The following is a 14,544-nucleotide window of genomic DNA, read 5'->3' as shown; positions in this document are numbered from 1 at the left end:
GTTGCTCGGCGATGCGATCGGCTCCCCACCGTCGGTCGACGGTTTGACGAACGTCAAATGCCGAAGGGTGTGAGCCGAAGGTATCGGCGATTCGGCATCAGGCGATGCCGAGACCCTGGATCGATGCCACGCCCGGCTCGAAGCCCGCGAGCGCCGCGAACCGCTGGCCGCGCTCGGCGTAATCCTTGAACTGGTCGAAGCTCGGCGCACCGGGCGACAGCACGACCACGCCATCGCCACCGAGCGCGTGGCGCGCGGCGGCCACGGCGGCCGCGAGGTCGAGCGCGCGATGCACGCCCGCCACCCCCGCGGCCTCCAGCGCATCGGCGACGCGTGGTCCGTTGGCACCCTGGCAGACGATGGCCAACGGCGCCTGGCGCCCCATCGCGTCGACGAAGGACATCCAGTCGAGGCCACGATCGTGGCCGCCGACAATCAGGGCAACGCGCCGCTCCCCCAAGCTCTCCAACGCGGCGAGGCTCGCCAGGGGCGTGGTGCTGATGGAGTCATTCACCCAGTGCAAGCCCTCGTGCTGGCCCAGCGGTTGGAGGCGATGCGGCAACGGTACGAAGGTGGACACGGCGGGTGCCGCCGCGCGCGCGTCCAGGCCCATCTGTTCGAGGGCGGCCAGCGCCGCGCAGGCATTCAGCGCGTTGTGCAGGCCAGGGGCCGCCACGGCCGACGCGGGCACCACGTCCTGCGTGCCGCGGCGAATCCATCCCTCGGCGACGTGCCATCCCGCCGTATCGCCGAAGGTGATGAGTCCCGGATGGGCCACCGCACGCGCGAGCAGCGCGGGCTGCGTCGCGTTCACCAGCACGCGCGCCGACGCGGCGAGCAGCTTGAGCTTGTCGTCGACGTAGCGTTCGCGCGACCCATGCCAGTCGAGGTGTTCTTCGTAAAGACTGGTCACGACGCCCAGATCGACGCCCAGGGCGTCACCGGTCTGGAAGCTCGACAGTTCGATCACCCAGAGCGCGGCCGACGCGCCGTCGAGTTCGAGCAAAGGAAGGCCGATGTTGCCCGCCAGGGCCGTGCGCACGCCCAGCGAGCGCGCCAGGTGCGCCAGCAACGCCGACGTGGTGCTCTTGCCCTTGGTACCGGTCACGGCGATGGTGCGTTCGCCCGGATGCGTGCCGAACCACAGCGCGGTGCCCGAGGTAAAGCGCGTGCCGCGCGCCTGCGCGCCCAGCAGTTCGGGCTTGTACGCGGAAATGCCCGGCGACTTGATCACGACGTCGTAGCCGGACAGCAGCGCCTCGTCGGGCGTCTGGGTGCGCACGCGAACCGAGGTGAACGCATCCCCGGCCACGCGCGCCTCGGCGGGGGCGCAGAGCAGGTCCACCGCCTGGCCGGGCAGGTGTCGCGCCAGCGCGTTCAGCGCCGCGCGCCCCTCGCGACCGAAACCCCAGACGGCGACACGCCGCCCCTCCAGATCAGCCCAGCGCATCCAGCGCTCCCCGCAGGCGTTCGGGCACCAGGTGCGACGCGCCCGGCATCAGCCACGGCGCCAACGCGAGGTCCGCGCGATCGATCTGCGGAAGGATCTCAGTGCGGAAACGCGCCACCAGGGCGTCTTCGCGCCACTCCGGCCGCTCGGCGAGCGCGGCCAGCGCGGCGCGCGCTTCGTCGCCCTCGCCCACGCACTCGAACGGCTTGTGGTCCTTGTATTCGAGCAACGCGTCGAACGCCCCGGCGAGCGCGTCGTCGTCGAGCAGGTTGCGCCCGAAGATCGACAACAGGCGCGGCTTGGCCATGAAGGGGGCCAGCGCGAGGAACACGAAGTGGCACTTCGGGCACTGCCCGCACCAGCGGTCCGCGGGCTTGGGGCCGAGGATCTTGAAGTTGCGGTTACAGCTGGAGAATACGTCGAAGTAATGCCCGCCCAGGCGGGCGAAGGCGCTGGTCACCGCCAGCTCCGACCACGGCCGCAGCAAGGAGCAGTAATCGAGATCGGCCGCCACGTGCGAATGCAGGTAGTCGTGGAAGGTCTTCTCGAAACCGAAGCCCTTGCTCCACTGGTGGTTCACTTCCTGGCCGTCGTACTCGAGCGTGGCGACCGAGGCCGAGCGCTCGTTGGCAAACACGATCGAGTCATAGCCGTAGAGGATGGCCGCCAGGGTGAGGATCGCCGAATTGATCGCGGTGACCGGGATGTGGCCGTTCCACGCGCCCAGGCGGTTGAGTTCGAACAGGCCGGGCGCGAGTTCGCGGCCGATGTTCAGCGTCGGCAACCCCGTGCGCGCGGCGCAGGCGGCGATAAGCGGCGAATTGCCGACCCACACCGCGGTGGCGTCGGCACCGATGGATTTGACCGCCTCGACGGCGACGACGGAGTCCTTGCCGCCGCCGATCGGCAGCAGCGATCGCTTCGGCAGCCCCACGGCCGGCGCCTTGCCGCCGCCCTTGGCCGCGAACGGAAAGCGGATGCGGCCGCGCAGGTCGAGCCGGTTGCGATAGGCGAACTCGGCCAGGCCGTGCAGGTAGAGCGCATCGGCCAGCGAGGCGCTGTCTTCGTCGAGCGGTTCGCCCTCCACGACGAGGGTGCCGGGGATGCCCGCCTTGTAATAGCTGACGCCGGCGACCAGGTGCAGCAGGCGCAGGGCAGCCGCAAAGGCCGTCTCGCGCCCCGCAGGCACGGCGGGCGCACCGGGAAAGCTCACCCGCTCGACCAGCTCCGGGCCGTCGTCGAACGCATAGGCCAGCTCGGCGACGCCATCGACGTAGGCATGACGCACGAAACGGAAGCGCTGGCTCGCGCGGGGATCGGTGTACACGGAAGTCACGGGATCAGCACCTCGTCGGCCTCGTCGCGCAGGTTGTATCGGGATGCCATCACCGCGCCGTACGCGCCACCCTGCGCGATGAGGATGACATCGTCCTCGCGCGATTCAGGCAGGCGCCGGTCGGAACCGAGCGTATCGCCGGACTCGCAGATGGGGCCGACGACCTGGTACATCGTCGTCGCCGGCTCGCCGTGCCGCGTGAGGTTGGCGATCTCGTGCCACGCGTCGTACAGCGCGGGCCGGATCAGGCTGTTCATGCCGGTGTCGATGCCGAGGTAGCGCACGTTGGCGCCCTTCTCTTTCTCCTGGGTGACCCGGGCCAGCAACACGCCCGCATCGGCGACGAGGAACCGCCCCGGCTCCATCCATAGCTGGAATTGCGGATACGCCTGGCGCACCGCGGTCAACACGCGGTCCAGCGCGGCCATGTCCAGCGGCGACTCGCCCGGATGCGAGGGCACGCCCAGGCCACCGCCGATGTTGAGCACCGACAGCGTGCCGATGCGTTCGGCCAGCGCGGCCAGCTGCGAATACACCTCGCCCCAGTGCGCGGCATCAAGAATCCCCGAGCCCAGGTGCGCGTGCAGGCCGATCACGCGCGCGCCGGCATCGCCCGCCAGGCGCAGGAACCGATCGATGTGTTCGATCGGCACGCCGAACTTGCTGCCGACGCCGCCGGTCTTCACCTTGTCGTGGTGGCCGAGCCCGCGACCGAGGTCGACGCGCAGCACGATGTCGCGGCCGGCGAAGAGGTCGCCCCAGTGTTCCATCGGATGCAGCGCATCGATGGTGACGGTGGCGCGGGTGGACAACGCCGCGGCGAAGTCACGGCGCGACGCGAAGTTGGGCGTGAACAGCAGCGGCACGTCGTCCGGCACGGCCGCGGACACCGCGGCCAGTTCGCCTGGCGAGACGCATTCGAACGCGAAGCCTTCCTCGGCCAGCACCTTGAGGATGCCCGGATGCGTATTGGCCTTGACCGCGTAATGCACGCGGTCGACGGCACGCAGGCCTTTGACCTGGCGCGCCTGCGCGCGCACGGTCGGCAAGTGATAGACGTAGCGCGGCGTGCGCTGCCTTGCCAGTTCGATGAGACGCGGGCGCTCGGCCTGCCACCACGCGGCCGACGGCAGGGCCGGGTCGCCGCTGCCGTAGAGCGACTGCCAGCTCGGACCAAAGACCAGGCTGTCGTCGGTGCGCAGCGCACCGGCGCCGATGAGCAACTCGTGCAGGCGCGGCAGCATCTGGTCGACGACGTCCTCGTCCACCACGAAGGTGAGGTTGAGGTTGTTCGACGACTGCGAAATCAGGTGCACGCGCATCTGGCCGAACTCCGCGAGCACGCCTGACAGCTTGTGCAGCATCGAACGCATGCCACGGCCGACCAGCGTGATCGCCGCGCAGGGCGCGATCACCTTGACCCGGCACACCCGCGCCAGGTCGGCGGCGAGCGCGGCGATGGCATCCGAATCGAGCAGGTTTTCGGTCGGATCGAGCGACACGGTGACGTTGGTCTCCGCCGAGCCGATGAGGTCGACCGAAAGGCCATGGCGCTTGAACGCATCGAACACGTCGGCGAGGAAACCCACCTGCTGCCACATGCCGACCGATTCCATCGAGACCAGCGTGATGCCCTTGCGCGCGCTGATCGCCTTGATGCTCGGCGCATGCTCGCGCACCTCGGGACCGATCACGGTGCCTTCGAGTTCGGGACGGTTGGTGTCCTTCACCAGCAGGGGCACGCGGGGCTCGCGCAACGGCGACAGGCAGCGTGGATGCAGCACCTTGGCCCCGGTGGAGGCGATTTCCTGGGCCTCTTCGTAATCCAGCCGCCGGAGCAGTCGCGCGCCGCTTACCTGGCGCGGATTCGCACTGAACATGCCCGCGACGTCGGTCCATATCTCCACCCGCGCGGCGCCCAGCAGGGCGCCGAAGTAGGCCGCCGAGGTGTCGGAGCCGCCACGGCCGAGCAACACCGTGCGGCCGGTCTCGTCGCAGGCGATGAAGCCCTGCGTGATGAAAACGTCGCCACGCGTCGCCAGCGACGCGGCAAGCGCGGCGTCGTGATGCGGCTCGACCATCGCCGAGAGCAGGCGGGTACGCTCGTTCTGGTTGGGTAGGGCCACCGAATGCAGGCACTCGCGCGCATCGACCCAGGTGGTGGGCAGGCCGTTGGCGCTGAGGAAGGCCGCACCGAGCGCGCTCGACATCAGTTCGCCGTGCGCCTGCACGGCGGCCTGCCAGGCCAGTTCGCCGAGATCCCCCGCACCGTTGCCGGCCAGACCGGCGAGGTCGGCCAGGCGCGCACCGAGCGTCCGGGGCATGGCCAGCGACATCTCGGCGAGCAGGGCGTGGTGGCGATCGGCCAGTGCGGAGGCCGCGTCCGAGCGGCGTTTGGGTTCGGAGTGAGTGCAAAGCTGTTTCAGGCCATCGGTGACGCCGGACAGGGCCGATACCACGATCAGCACGCGGGCGCCTTCGGCGCGGCGGCTGGCGGCCAGTTCAAGGATGTTGCGCCAGCGTGCGGCGGTGGCCACGGAGGTGCCGCCGAACTTCATGACGATCCAGGGCGCGTTGGCGGGCAACGGCGCGTTTGCGTTCTCGCTCACGGGACTCTTTGGGTGGTGGGGAAAGTAGTCGCCGGGATGGGCCGGCAAATCGGTCGAAGTGTTGCGCTGCAACGGGAAAAAGGCAAACACGAGCCCGTCCCCTTCCCATCTCCCCCCGCCCACGCCATCCTCCACCCTTGCCCCGCCAACAGACCCGCACCGCATGGACCATCCCGGCTACGCCCGCCGCCTTACCCTCCTGGACGCCGCGCTCATCGTCGTGGGCGGCATCATCGGCGGCGGCATCTTCCTCAACCCGGGCATCGTGGCCCAGCGCACCGAGTCGGGCCTGGTGCTGCTCGGCCTGTGGGTGGCCGCCGGCCTGCTGACCCTGGTGGGATGCCTGTGTTACGCCGAACTGGGCGCCCGCCGGCCCGAGGCCGGGGGTAGTTACGTCTACCTGCGCGAAGCCTTCGGACGGCTGGCCGGGTTCCTGTTCGGCTGGACCATGTTGCTGGTGATCTACAGCGGCAGCAGCGCCGCGGTGGCGACGATCTTCGGCAGCTACGCCACCTCGGTCTTCGGGCTGTCGCCCCGCCTGGTCAAGCCGCTGGCGGTGGGAGCGATGTGTTTCGTGACGGGCATCAACCTGTTCGGCATCCGGCTGGGCGCGCAGGTGCAGAACGTTTTCGCCATCCTCAAGCTCGCGGCCATCACCGTGCTCGTGGTCACCGGCCTCGCGTTCGCCGGCGCGGGCACCACGCAGGCCTTGGCACCCTCGACGATTCCGCCCTCGGGCAATCTCGCCGGCGCCCTGCTTCCGGTGCTGTTCGCGTTTTCCGGATTCAGCTACCTCAACAACCTCGCCGGCGAAGTGCGCGACCCGCAACGCACGCTGCCCCGCGCGCTCGTGGTCGGCATGCTCGTGGTGATCGGCGCCTATGTGCTCACCAACTACGCTTACCTTGCCGTGCTCGGCCACGCGGGCCTCGCCGCGAGCCAGGCGCCGGCGGCGGATGTCATGAGCCGCGTGTTCGGCGATGCGGGCGCGAAGATCATCGCCATCGGCATCGCGATCTCCACCCTGGGCTTCTGCAACATCACGCTGGTGGCCGGCGCGCGCGTGCTGCAGGTGATGGGCGAGGATGGCCTGTTCTTCTCCAGCGTGGCGCGCCTGCATCCGCGCTATCGCACGCCGAACGTGGCACTGGTGATGCTGGCGGGCTGGGCCATGGTGCTCGTACTGGCGGCCAATTATGGTCAGTTGCTCGATTTCGCCGCCTTCGGCGACTGGGCCGCCTACGCGGTGACGATCGCGACCTTGTTCTGGTATCGCCGCAAGGCCGGCGACCGCCCGAGCTTCGTCACGCCTGCGTACCCACTCCTGCCGCTCGTCTTCCTCGCCACCGTGATCGCGGTGGTGGTGGCCTATGCGTGGTCCAAGCCGATGAGCGCGGCGGTGGTCTGCCTCGTGGTGCTCGCCGGGCTGCCCGTGTATGCCGTGTGGCGGCGCCTGTTCAGTAAAGTCGCTCGCTGAACCCGGGCACGGATGCCACAATGCCCGGGTTCAGCCGAGGAAAACAGATGGCACAGCAAGGCCCGACGTCGCCCGTACCCGTTCCCGCCGCCCAGGATCCCAACCAGCCGGCGCCCAAGCCCGTACGCGAAGGCATCGACCTCATCGTCAACGAGGAGCGCTTCCGGCACACGGGCGACCCGGCGATGCCGCTGCTGTGGTACCTGCGCGACGTGCTCCGCCTGACCGGCGCCAAATACGGCTGCGACCAGGGCGAATGCGGTTTCTGCACGGTGATCGTCGACGGCAAGGCCGTGCCGTCGTGCCAGATGAAGATGGCGAAGATGTCCGGCAAGCGGGTCACCACCGTCGAAGGGCTTGCCGGCAAGGACGGCACGCTGCATCCGGTGCAGCAGGCGTGGATCGACGAAGACGCCATCCTGTGCGGTTTCTGCCAGCCGGGCCAGATCATGGCCGCGGTCGACCTGCTTTCGCGCCAGAAGAACCCGTCCGACGCCGACATCGACAAGATCGGCAACCTCTGCCGCTGCGGCAGCTACGGCCGCATCCGCAAGGCGATCAAGCGAGCCGCCGCGACCCTGAAGGATCCCAAGGCATGAGCGGCGAGGTCCGTCTGTCGCGCCGCCGTTTCCTGAAGTACGCCGCGACCACCGCCGGCGCCCTGGTGATCGGCATCGGCACCGTCCAGGCCGCCGAGCAGCCCGTGCCGCTCGCGCTGCTGGGCGACACCTGGAAGCAACTCGGCCCCTACCTGCGCGTAGCCGCCGACGGGCGCATCTTCATCGGCGTGCGCGACCCCGATAACGGCGAAGGTACCGCCACCTCGCTCGCGCGGATCATCGCCGACGAGATGGACGCCGACTGGCAGCGCGTGGTCGTCGAATCGCTTGGCCTGGGCGTCGACGACGACAACGGCCAGCCGACGTTTACCTACGGTCGCCAGCGCAGCGGCGACGCCACGAGCATTCCGGCCGCCTGGGCCGACCTGCGCCAGGCCGGCGCCCTGGCCCGCTGGCTGATGCTGCAGGCCGCCGCGCGCCGACTCGGCGTGCCGGCCGACCAGCTCCGCGTCGCGTCAGGCATGGTGACGGCCTCCGATGGCCGTCGCGTGTCCTACGCCGACCTCGCCGCCACCGCCGCTGGCATCGACGCCCCCGCGACGGCGCCGCCCCTGAAGCAGCCGGACGCCTACCGCCTCATCGGCCAGCCCGCGGGCGACGTGGACGCACGCGCCGTCGTGACCGGCACGCTGGCCTATACCTTCGACGAGACCATCGGCGAGCCGCTCGTGGTGGTGCTGGCGCGTTGCCCCTATCCCGGCGGCAGCCTCGACCAGGCCGACCGCCAGGCCGCCTCGGCGATCAAGGGCGTGCGCGCCGTGATCGACATCGCGCCCGACGCGGGCCAGGTACCGGGCATGGCCGCGCAGGCGCCGGCGGTGGCCGTGCTCGCCGAGGACACCTGGTCGGCGCTGGCCGGCCGCGCCGCGCTCAAGGCCACCTGGAAGCCCGGCGCGACCGCCGAGCCGTCGGCCGCCACGCTGGAGCAGCAGGCGCTCGATCTGTTCGGCAACGACGACGCGACGCCGTCCACGGTGCGCAACGACGGTGACGTGACCACGGCACGCAAGAAGGCCGCACGCACGCTCGATGCCACCTACGTTCAGCCCTGGATGGCTCACGCCACGGCCGAGACGCCCGCCTGCATCGTCCGGCTCGATCCGGACACCAGCGTCACCGTGATCGCCGCCACCCAGTCACCCCGCGACGTCTACGCGGTGGTGCAGCGGATGACCGGCATGAAGCCCGGCCAGATCGATATCCGCGTGCCACGCGGCGGCGGTGCCTTCGGACGGCGCCTGGCCTCGGATTACGTCGCCGAAGCGCTCGCCGTGGCGCTGGCGAAAAAGCCCGACGATATCCGCAACCGGCCTGTCAAACTCCTCTGGACGCGCGCCGACGACCTCGCGCACGACTACTATCGGCCGCTGGCGGTGCATCGCATCAGCGCCTCGCTCGACCGCAAGAAAAACCTCGTGGGCTGGCACCAGCGCATGGCCAGCCCCTCCGCACTGGTGGGCCATCAGGTGCCCGACGATCGCCTGTGGCAGTCCGAGCTGGTCGCCGACGCGCTGCCGGCCGGTGTCGTGCCGAACTACCGCAGCGACTGGTATCCCCTCGCGTCGCAGCTGCCACGCGGCGACTGGCGCGGCTCGCCGAACGTCACTCCGACATTTGCCAGCGAAAGCTTCATCGACGAACTCGCCCACGCGCTCAACGCGAACCCGCTCGACTTCCGCCTCCACCTGCTGGGCGAGCCTCGCCAGCTGGCTTACGGCGGTCGCGGTGGTCCCATCGACACCGCACGGCTGGCCAACGTGCTGAAACTGGCGGCCGACAAGCTCGACTGGAGCCGTTGGCTGCGCAGCGAAAACGGCCTGGGCATCGCCTGCGCCTATGTGTTCGGTGCGTACGTGGCCCACGCGGTCGAGGTTGCGCCCACGCAGGACGGCATCGACATCGTGCGCGCCGTCTGCGTGGCCGACGTCGGTCGGGTGGTGAATCCGCTCGGCCTGGAGGCGCAGCTGCAGGGCGCCACGATGGATGCCTTGTCCACCGCCCTCAATCTCGCCATCACGGTCAGGGACGGCAAGGTGCAGCAGACCGGGCTGCGCGACTATCCCCTGTCGCCGGCCCAGGCGATGCCGAACGAGGTGGAGACCGTCATCGTGTCGTCCACGGCGGCGCCGACCGGCGCCAGCGTCATGGGCGTCCCGTCAGCGGCGCCCGCCCTGGCCAACGCCGTGTTCCGGGCCACCGCGGTTCGCATTCGCCGGCTTCCGCTGCTGCGCGAGCTGGCGCGCCTGCGCTGACACCACCACGCCGCTCCCTTCCCCCGAGGTTTCGCATGACACACGCATCGCTTTCCTCGGGGACGCCCGCCCCGCGCACCGACGCCGATCTCATTGGCAGCAACCGGCGCTTTTACGACGCCCTGTGGTCGGAGGCGAAGCTGTTCGCGCCGCAGCGCTTCAACACCTGGCCACTGGTGGCCGAACTGGTGGGGCGCAGCACGCGCCGGCTGGAGATCGCGCCCGGCCTGCGTCCGCGCCTGCCGCTGACCGACACCCAGTTCGCCGACCTCAGCCGCCCCGCGCTCGCCGAACTGGCCCGGCACGGCGCCCGCGTCGCCAACGCCATGATCGGTGCGCTGCCCTTCCGCGACGGCAGCTTCGACTTCGTCTGCGCCTTCGACATCCTCGAACATGTGGTGGACGATGACGGCGCCCTCGCCGAACTGGCCCGCGTCGCCGAACCCGGCGCCAGCCTGCTGATCTCCGTGCCGCTTCACCCGGCGGCGTGGACGGCGTTCGACGACTTCGTGGGCCATTACCGGCGCTACGAGCCCGAGGCAATCCGCGCCCTGCTCGCCCGCCACGACTTCCACATCGAGCGCAGCGCGGTCTATGGCATGCAGCCGAAATCCTCGAAGCTGCTCGATCTGGGGCAGTGGTTCCTCACCCACCAACGCGCCCGCGCCATGTGGTGGTACAACCGCGTCTTCATGCCGCTGGGCGTGCGCTTCCAGAAGCCGCTGCGCCTCGAACCCGGCTTCTCGCCCGCCCCGGGCGTCGATGAAATCCTGCTGGTCTGCCGCAAGGGTGATCTTTAAATCGAGCTAAAACAGGGGCTTTACACATGACGCGGCGCAACTGGTTATGATGCGCCCACTTTCCCGCCCCCGGAACCTGCATGCTCTACCTCATGCACGAATGGCAACGCTCGATGCTCAGCCCGCTCACCTATTGGGCGGAGGCGAGCGCGAAGATGTTCGGCGACGCCGCCAGCCCCTTCGCCCGCATGCCGGGAGCCGACCGCGCCGCGGCGGGTTATGAGTTGATGTTCCGCCTGGGCAAGGCCTACGAGAAGCCCGAGTTCGGCATCCACAGCGTGCATGCGCACGGCCACGACGTGGCTATCGTCGAGCAGGTGGCCATGAGCAAGCCCTTCTGCACGCTCAAGCGCTTCAAGCGCTTCTCCGACGACCAGGCCACGGTCGACACGATGAAGCACGATCCGGCCGTGCTCGTGGTGGCGCCGCTCTCGGGACATCACTCCACGTTGTTGCGCGACACCGTGCGTACGCTGCTGCGCGACCACAAGGTCTACATCACCGACTGGGTCGACGCACGCATGATCCCGGCGAGCGAGGGCTCGTTCTCGCTCGCCGACTACGTGTCGTACATCGAGGAATTCATCCGCCACGTGGGCGTGCATCGCGCCCACGTGGTGTCGGTCTGCCAGCCCACGGTGCCGGTGCTCGCCGCCGTGTCGCTCATGGCGGCCCGGGGCGAGGCCACGCCGGCCACGCTTACCCTGATGGGTGGCCCCATCGACACGCGCAAAAGCCCGACCAGCGTCGACAACCTCGCCACCACGCGACCGCTGTCGTGGTTTCGCAGCCAACTCATCCACAAGGTGCCCTATCAGTATCCGGGCGCGGGCCGCGAGGTGTATCCGGGCTTCCTGCAGCACGCCGGCTTTATCGCGATGAACCCCAGCCGCCACCTGATGTCGCACTGGGACTTCTACGAAAACCTGCGCAAGGGCGACCTCGACGACGCCGAGGCGCATCGCAAGTTCTATGACGAATACAACGCCGTGCTCGACATGCCGGCGGAGTATTACCTCGACACCATCGAGACGGTGTTCCAGGAACACCGCCTGCCCAAGGGCACGTGGGACGTGCACGGCGAGCGGGTCAAACCGGCGGCGATCAAGCACACGGCCCTGCTCACCATCGAAGGCGAGCTCGACGACATCTCCGGGCTCGGCCAGACGGAGGCCGCGCACGGCCTGTGCAAGGGCATCCCGAAAAAGCGCAAGAAGCACATCACCGTGGCCGGCGCCGGCCATTACGGCATCTTCAGCGGCCGCCGCTGGCGCGAGGTGGTGTACCCCGACGTACGTGACTTCATCAAGGCGCACGACAAGGGCAACAGCAACACCGGCGAAAAGGGCACGCGCCGGGCCTGAGCGATCGGGGCCGCCTCCGCCGCGCGCAACGCGCGCTCCTACAGCAGGAGGAGGCCGAGCAGGCCCACCACCACGAAGAAGGGCAGCGACCATGCGTGGAAGCTGATCCAGGCCCTCTTGTCGCCCAGCAGACGCAGCGCGATCAGGTTCGCGAGCGAACCGAGCACGAAGCCGAAACCACCCGCGTTGACGGCCCAGGCCAGCGTGCGCCAGTCGTGGGAATACGCCGCCAGGAGGATCGCCGCCGGCACGTTGCTGACGACCTGCGAGGCGAAAGCGCCCGTCACATAGAGATGGGCCGGATGCGACAGGCCCAGCGAGCCGACGAACCCACGCACGGCATCGAGCGATGCCAGGGAGCGCAGGTCGATGAACATCAGCACGAAGGTCAGCAGCAGGCCCCAGTCGATCGCGCCCACGATACGGCGGCGGAACACGAGGAACACCCCCAGCACGGCCACCAGGCCCCACGCCGCATGGCCCATGTCGGCCAGCACCAGAAACGGTACGTAAAGCGCGGCAGCCACGATCAGCAAAGCATGATCGGCACCTCGTGAACCGCGCTCGTGCACCTGGAGCGTGTCGGCGGGAAACGCCAGTGCCGTCACGATCAGCAGCAAGGCCAGGGCCAGGCCCGCCAACGGCAGCATCGCCTCGACGAAGCCACCGAAGCCGATGCCCCATTGCTGCCACAGGAAGAGGTTCTGCGGGTTGCCGATCGGCGTCAGCATCGAGCCGGCGTTGACGGCGAGCGCTTCGAACACCACCAGTCGCGTGGCCGGCATGCGCGCGATGCGGCACACGCTCAGCGTCAGGGGCACCATGACGAACAGCGAGACATCGTTGGTGAGCAGCATCGACAGCACGGCTGTCGCGGCGACAAGCACCAGCGCCGCCATGCGGCGGGTCGCCGTGCGGTCGATGAGCCAGTGCCCCGCCACGTCCAGCGCGCCGCTGGCTTCGACCGCCTTGGTCAGCAGCAGCAGGCCGCAAAGGGCGGCGATCGTCGGCCAGTCGACGAGCGACGGCCACGCCGGGACGCGCGACGGCACGGCGATCGCGAAAGCGACCGCCACGAGCAGCAACACGATAAACAGCACGTCGCGCCGGAGGGCGCGAAGCGATTCAGGCAACCAGGTCATCCAGGGATCGTTCCGTTCGGGGCGAACGGATCATATCCGGCCGACCGGCCCGCGTGGCATCATCGATCGTCGTCGCGCGGTACGTCGACCTTGCCACCGACGCCATGGTAATTGACGTCGCCGCTGCCGCGGGAATGCACGGTCAGGTTGCCGCGGACGTTGTCGACCTCCACGTCGCCCGATCCGACCGAACGCACCTCCACGTCACCCTGGATGTCGTTGAGCTTCGCATCACCGGAGCCCACCGAACCGATGCCGACGCTGGCCGCCTCACGAACGGTGAGGTCGCCCGAACCCAGCGACTTCACGCTGAGCTTGCCGACGCGCGCGATCTTCATGTCGCCCGATCCGCCGGTGACCGCCACATCGCCACGGATGTCGCTGGCGTCGAGGTTGCCGGAGCCGACCGACGCCTCGAGCGAAGCGACGCCATGCACCTTCGCGTCGCCGGAGCCGACCTCGACGGTCACCGGCAGGTTGGCCGGCAGGCTGACGTCGACGCGGAAGTCGGTGTAGCTGTGCCCGAACGACCACGTGTGGTTGTCCGGGCTCAGCTCCACCGTGAGCGTGTCGCCCTGCCTGGACTGCGCGATGGTGAGGGCGTCGAGCAAAGCCTGGCTGGAAGCGCAGGCCCGGCCGTGCGCGGTGCCCTTGCCGCCGGATGCACCCTCCACGTTGATGTCGAAGGCGTTCGTCTTCAACAGCACATGGCGTACCCCGGTCAGGTCGAGATCGAGCTGGCGGTCGGCACGGAACGCGCACTGGGCATCGTCGGCCATGGCCGCGACGGGAGCGAGCAGCAACAGGACAAGCAGGGTACGGCGCATGGGTTTTCCTCCTGGGCGATGGGATCGACGAGGGATGGATGCGCGCCGGACGCAAAAGGTTGCACGACCCGATTTCACGCGAAACTGATCGGACGGCAACATCGCGGTCAACCGGCACCCGGGCGGCACGTTTTTTCCCGTGCAAGACCCACCGAATCCGGAGAACCTCCATGCAGCGCAAGACCCTCATCGCCAGCGTCGCCTCCCTCCTCCTCGCCGGCTCGGCCGCCTTCGCGTTCGCGCAGGATGCCGCTCCGACGCCGCCGGCGCCCGCCGCCGCCCCGCACGCGCCGCAGGGCCCCCGTCCCGCCGGCGGTCCGGCCGACCATGGCCACTGGGGCCACCACGGTCGCGGCCAGATGATGGGCCGCAACGGCGTCATCGGCGACCTGCGCAGTCTCGAACGCCTCTACGTGATGTCGGGCCGCCAGAAGGAACTGCCGGCGCTCTACAACGAGGTGTTGGCCAAGTCGCAGAACCCGATGGTGCGCGACTACGCGTATCGCCACCTCGCCCGCGCGCAGATGCAGCCGCAGAACACGGACGCGGCGATCGCCACGATGCGCAAGAGCCTCGACGAGAGCCTCGCCCAGGACCAGAAGCGCCACGCCGAGATGGAAGCCTTCAAGGCGCGCATGTCGTCACAGGGGCCGGCGGCGAAGTAATC

11 protein-coding genes are annotated in these 14,544 nt (G+C 69.2%); 6 read left to right on the top strand and 5 right to left on the bottom strand.

The features are described from left to right. Positions 1 to 97: 97 nt before the first annotated feature. From murD to PI246_RS01280, 3 genes are read right to left on the bottom strand one after another with little or no spacing between them, the layout of a single operon-like run. A complete protein-coding gene (gene murD, locus PI246_RS01290) occupies positions 98 to 1,450 on the bottom strand; it encodes a UDP-N-acetylmuramoyl-L-alanine--D-glutamate ligase (RefSeq protein ID WP_320549478.1) in 1,353 nt (450 codons plus the stop codon). Further along, positions 1,437 to 2,786, bottom strand: coding sequence for a UDP-N-acetyl-alpha-D-muramoyl-L-alanyl-L-glutamate epimerase (murL, locus tag PI246_RS01285; protein ID WP_320549477.1), 1,350 nt, complete (start codon positions 2,784 to 2,786; stop codon positions 1,437 to 1,439). The genes murD and murL overlap by 14 nt, the downstream gene beginning before the upstream one ends. After that, a complete protein-coding gene (locus PI246_RS01280; protein ID WP_407069774.1) occupies positions 2,783 to 5,344 on the bottom strand; it encodes a bifunctional aspartate kinase/diaminopimelate decarboxylase in 2,562 nt (853 codons plus the stop codon). Before PI246_RS01280 ends, murL begins: the two co-directional genes overlap by 4 nt. Before the next feature lie 214 nt (positions 5,345 to 5,558). Between PI246_RS01280 and PI246_RS01275 the strand changes: the two genes are divergently transcribed. The 5 genes from PI246_RS01275 (at position 5,559) to PI246_RS01255 (ending at position 11,908) form a co-directional block, all read left to right on the top strand. Continuing rightward, entirely contained in the window at positions 5,559 to 6,872 is a 1,314-nt protein-coding gene (locus tag PI246_RS01275; RefSeq protein WP_320549475.1) for an APC family permease, read from the top strand. Between the two features lie 47 nt (positions 6,873 to 6,919). Beyond that, complete coding sequence (locus tag PI246_RS01270) at positions 6,920 to 7,471, top strand: (2Fe-2S)-binding protein (protein WP_320549474.1); 552 nt, start codon at positions 6,920 to 6,922, stop codon at positions 7,469 to 7,471. Next, positions 7,468 to 9,744, top strand: coding sequence for a xanthine dehydrogenase family protein molybdopterin-binding subunit (locus PI246_RS01265; protein ID WP_320549473.1), 2,277 nt, complete (start codon positions 7,468 to 7,470; stop codon positions 9,742 to 9,744). The genes PI246_RS01270 and PI246_RS01265 overlap by 4 nt, the downstream gene beginning before the upstream one ends. A gap of 35 nt (positions 9,745 to 9,779) precedes the next feature. After that, entirely contained in the window at positions 9,780 to 10,544 is a 765-nt protein-coding gene (locus PI246_RS01260) for a class I SAM-dependent methyltransferase (RefSeq protein ID WP_320549472.1), read from the top strand. 80 nt (positions 10,545 to 10,624) lie between these two features. Continuing rightward, positions 10,625 to 11,908, top strand: coding sequence for a polyhydroxyalkanoate depolymerase (locus PI246_RS01255; RefSeq protein WP_320549471.1), 1,284 nt, complete (start codon positions 10,625 to 10,627; stop codon positions 11,906 to 11,908). A 38-nt stretch (positions 11,909 to 11,946) separates the two neighbouring features. On the opposite strand, the gene PI246_RS01250 is transcribed toward PI246_RS01255, so the two are convergent. Further along, positions 11,947 to 13,050 carry an SLC13 family permease gene (locus PI246_RS01250; RefSeq protein ID WP_320549470.1) on the bottom strand — a complete coding sequence of 368 codons (1,104 nt, stop codon included), beginning with the start codon at positions 13,048 to 13,050 and terminating at the stop codon, positions 11,947 to 11,949. A 59-nt stretch (positions 13,051 to 13,109) separates the two neighbouring features. Next, entirely contained in the window at positions 13,110 to 13,877 is a 768-nt protein-coding gene (locus PI246_RS01245) for a DUF4097 family beta strand repeat-containing protein (RefSeq protein WP_320549469.1), read from the bottom strand. Positions 13,878 to 14,047: 170 nt separating this feature from the next. Here PI246_RS01245 and PI246_RS01240 point away from each other — a divergent pair, with 170 nt between their 5' ends. Beyond that, the gene (locus PI246_RS01240) at positions 14,048 to 14,542 is read left to right on the top strand and encodes a hypothetical protein (protein ID WP_320549468.1); all 495 of its coding nucleotides are present in this window, start codon (positions 14,048 to 14,050) and stop codon (positions 14,540 to 14,542) included. Positions 14,543 to 14,544: the final 2 nt, after the last annotated feature.

Origin of the sequence: Luteibacter sahnii (genome assembly GCF_034063545.1) — a bacterium.
GTDB lineage: Bacteria > Pseudomonadota > Gammaproteobacteria > Xanthomonadales > Rhodanobacteraceae > Luteibacter > Luteibacter sahnii.
Note: the sequence above shows the minus strand (reverse complement) of the source record. Positions and strands in the feature narration are given on the sequence as shown.

What these genes read in the sequence shown, in the direction of transcription:
- PI246_RS01270 (WP_320549474.1), top strand. Translation starts at nt 6,920, where the DNA reads ATGGCACAGCAAGGCCCGACGTCGCCCGTACCCGTTCCCGCCGCCCAG.
- PI246_RS01260 (WP_320549472.1), top strand. Translation starts at nt 9,780, where the DNA reads ATGACACACGCATCGCTTTCCTCGGGGACGCCCGCCCCGCGCACCGAC.
- PI246_RS01255 (WP_320549471.1), top strand. Translation starts at nt 10,625, where the DNA reads ATGCTCTACCTCATGCACGAATGGCAACGCTCGATGCTCAGCCCGCTC.
- PI246_RS01280 (WP_407069774.1), bottom strand. Translation starts at nt 5,344, where the DNA reads ATGAAGTTCGGCGGCACCTCCGTGGCCACCGCCGCACGCTGGCGCAAC.
- murD (WP_320549478.1), bottom strand. Translation starts at nt 1,450, where the DNA reads ATGCGCTGGGCTGATCTGGAGGGGCGGCGTGTCGCCGTCTGGGGTTTC.
- PI246_RS01275 (WP_320549475.1), top strand. Translation starts at nt 5,559, where the DNA reads ATGGACCATCCCGGCTACGCCCGCCGCCTTACCCTCCTGGACGCCGCG.
- PI246_RS01250 (WP_320549470.1), bottom strand. Translation starts at nt 13,050, where the DNA reads ATGACCTGGTTGCCTGAATCGCTTCGCGCCCTCCGGCGCGACGTGCTG.
- PI246_RS01265 (WP_320549473.1), top strand. Translation starts at nt 7,468, where the DNA reads ATGAGCGGCGAGGTCCGTCTGTCGCGCCGCCGTTTCCTGAAGTACGCC.
- PI246_RS01240 (WP_320549468.1), top strand. Translation starts at nt 14,048, where the DNA reads ATGCAGCGCAAGACCCTCATCGCCAGCGTCGCCTCCCTCCTCCTCGCC.
- PI246_RS01245 (WP_320549469.1), bottom strand. Translation starts at nt 13,877, where the DNA reads ATGCGCCGTACCCTGCTTGTCCTGTTGCTGCTCGCTCCCGTCGCGGCC.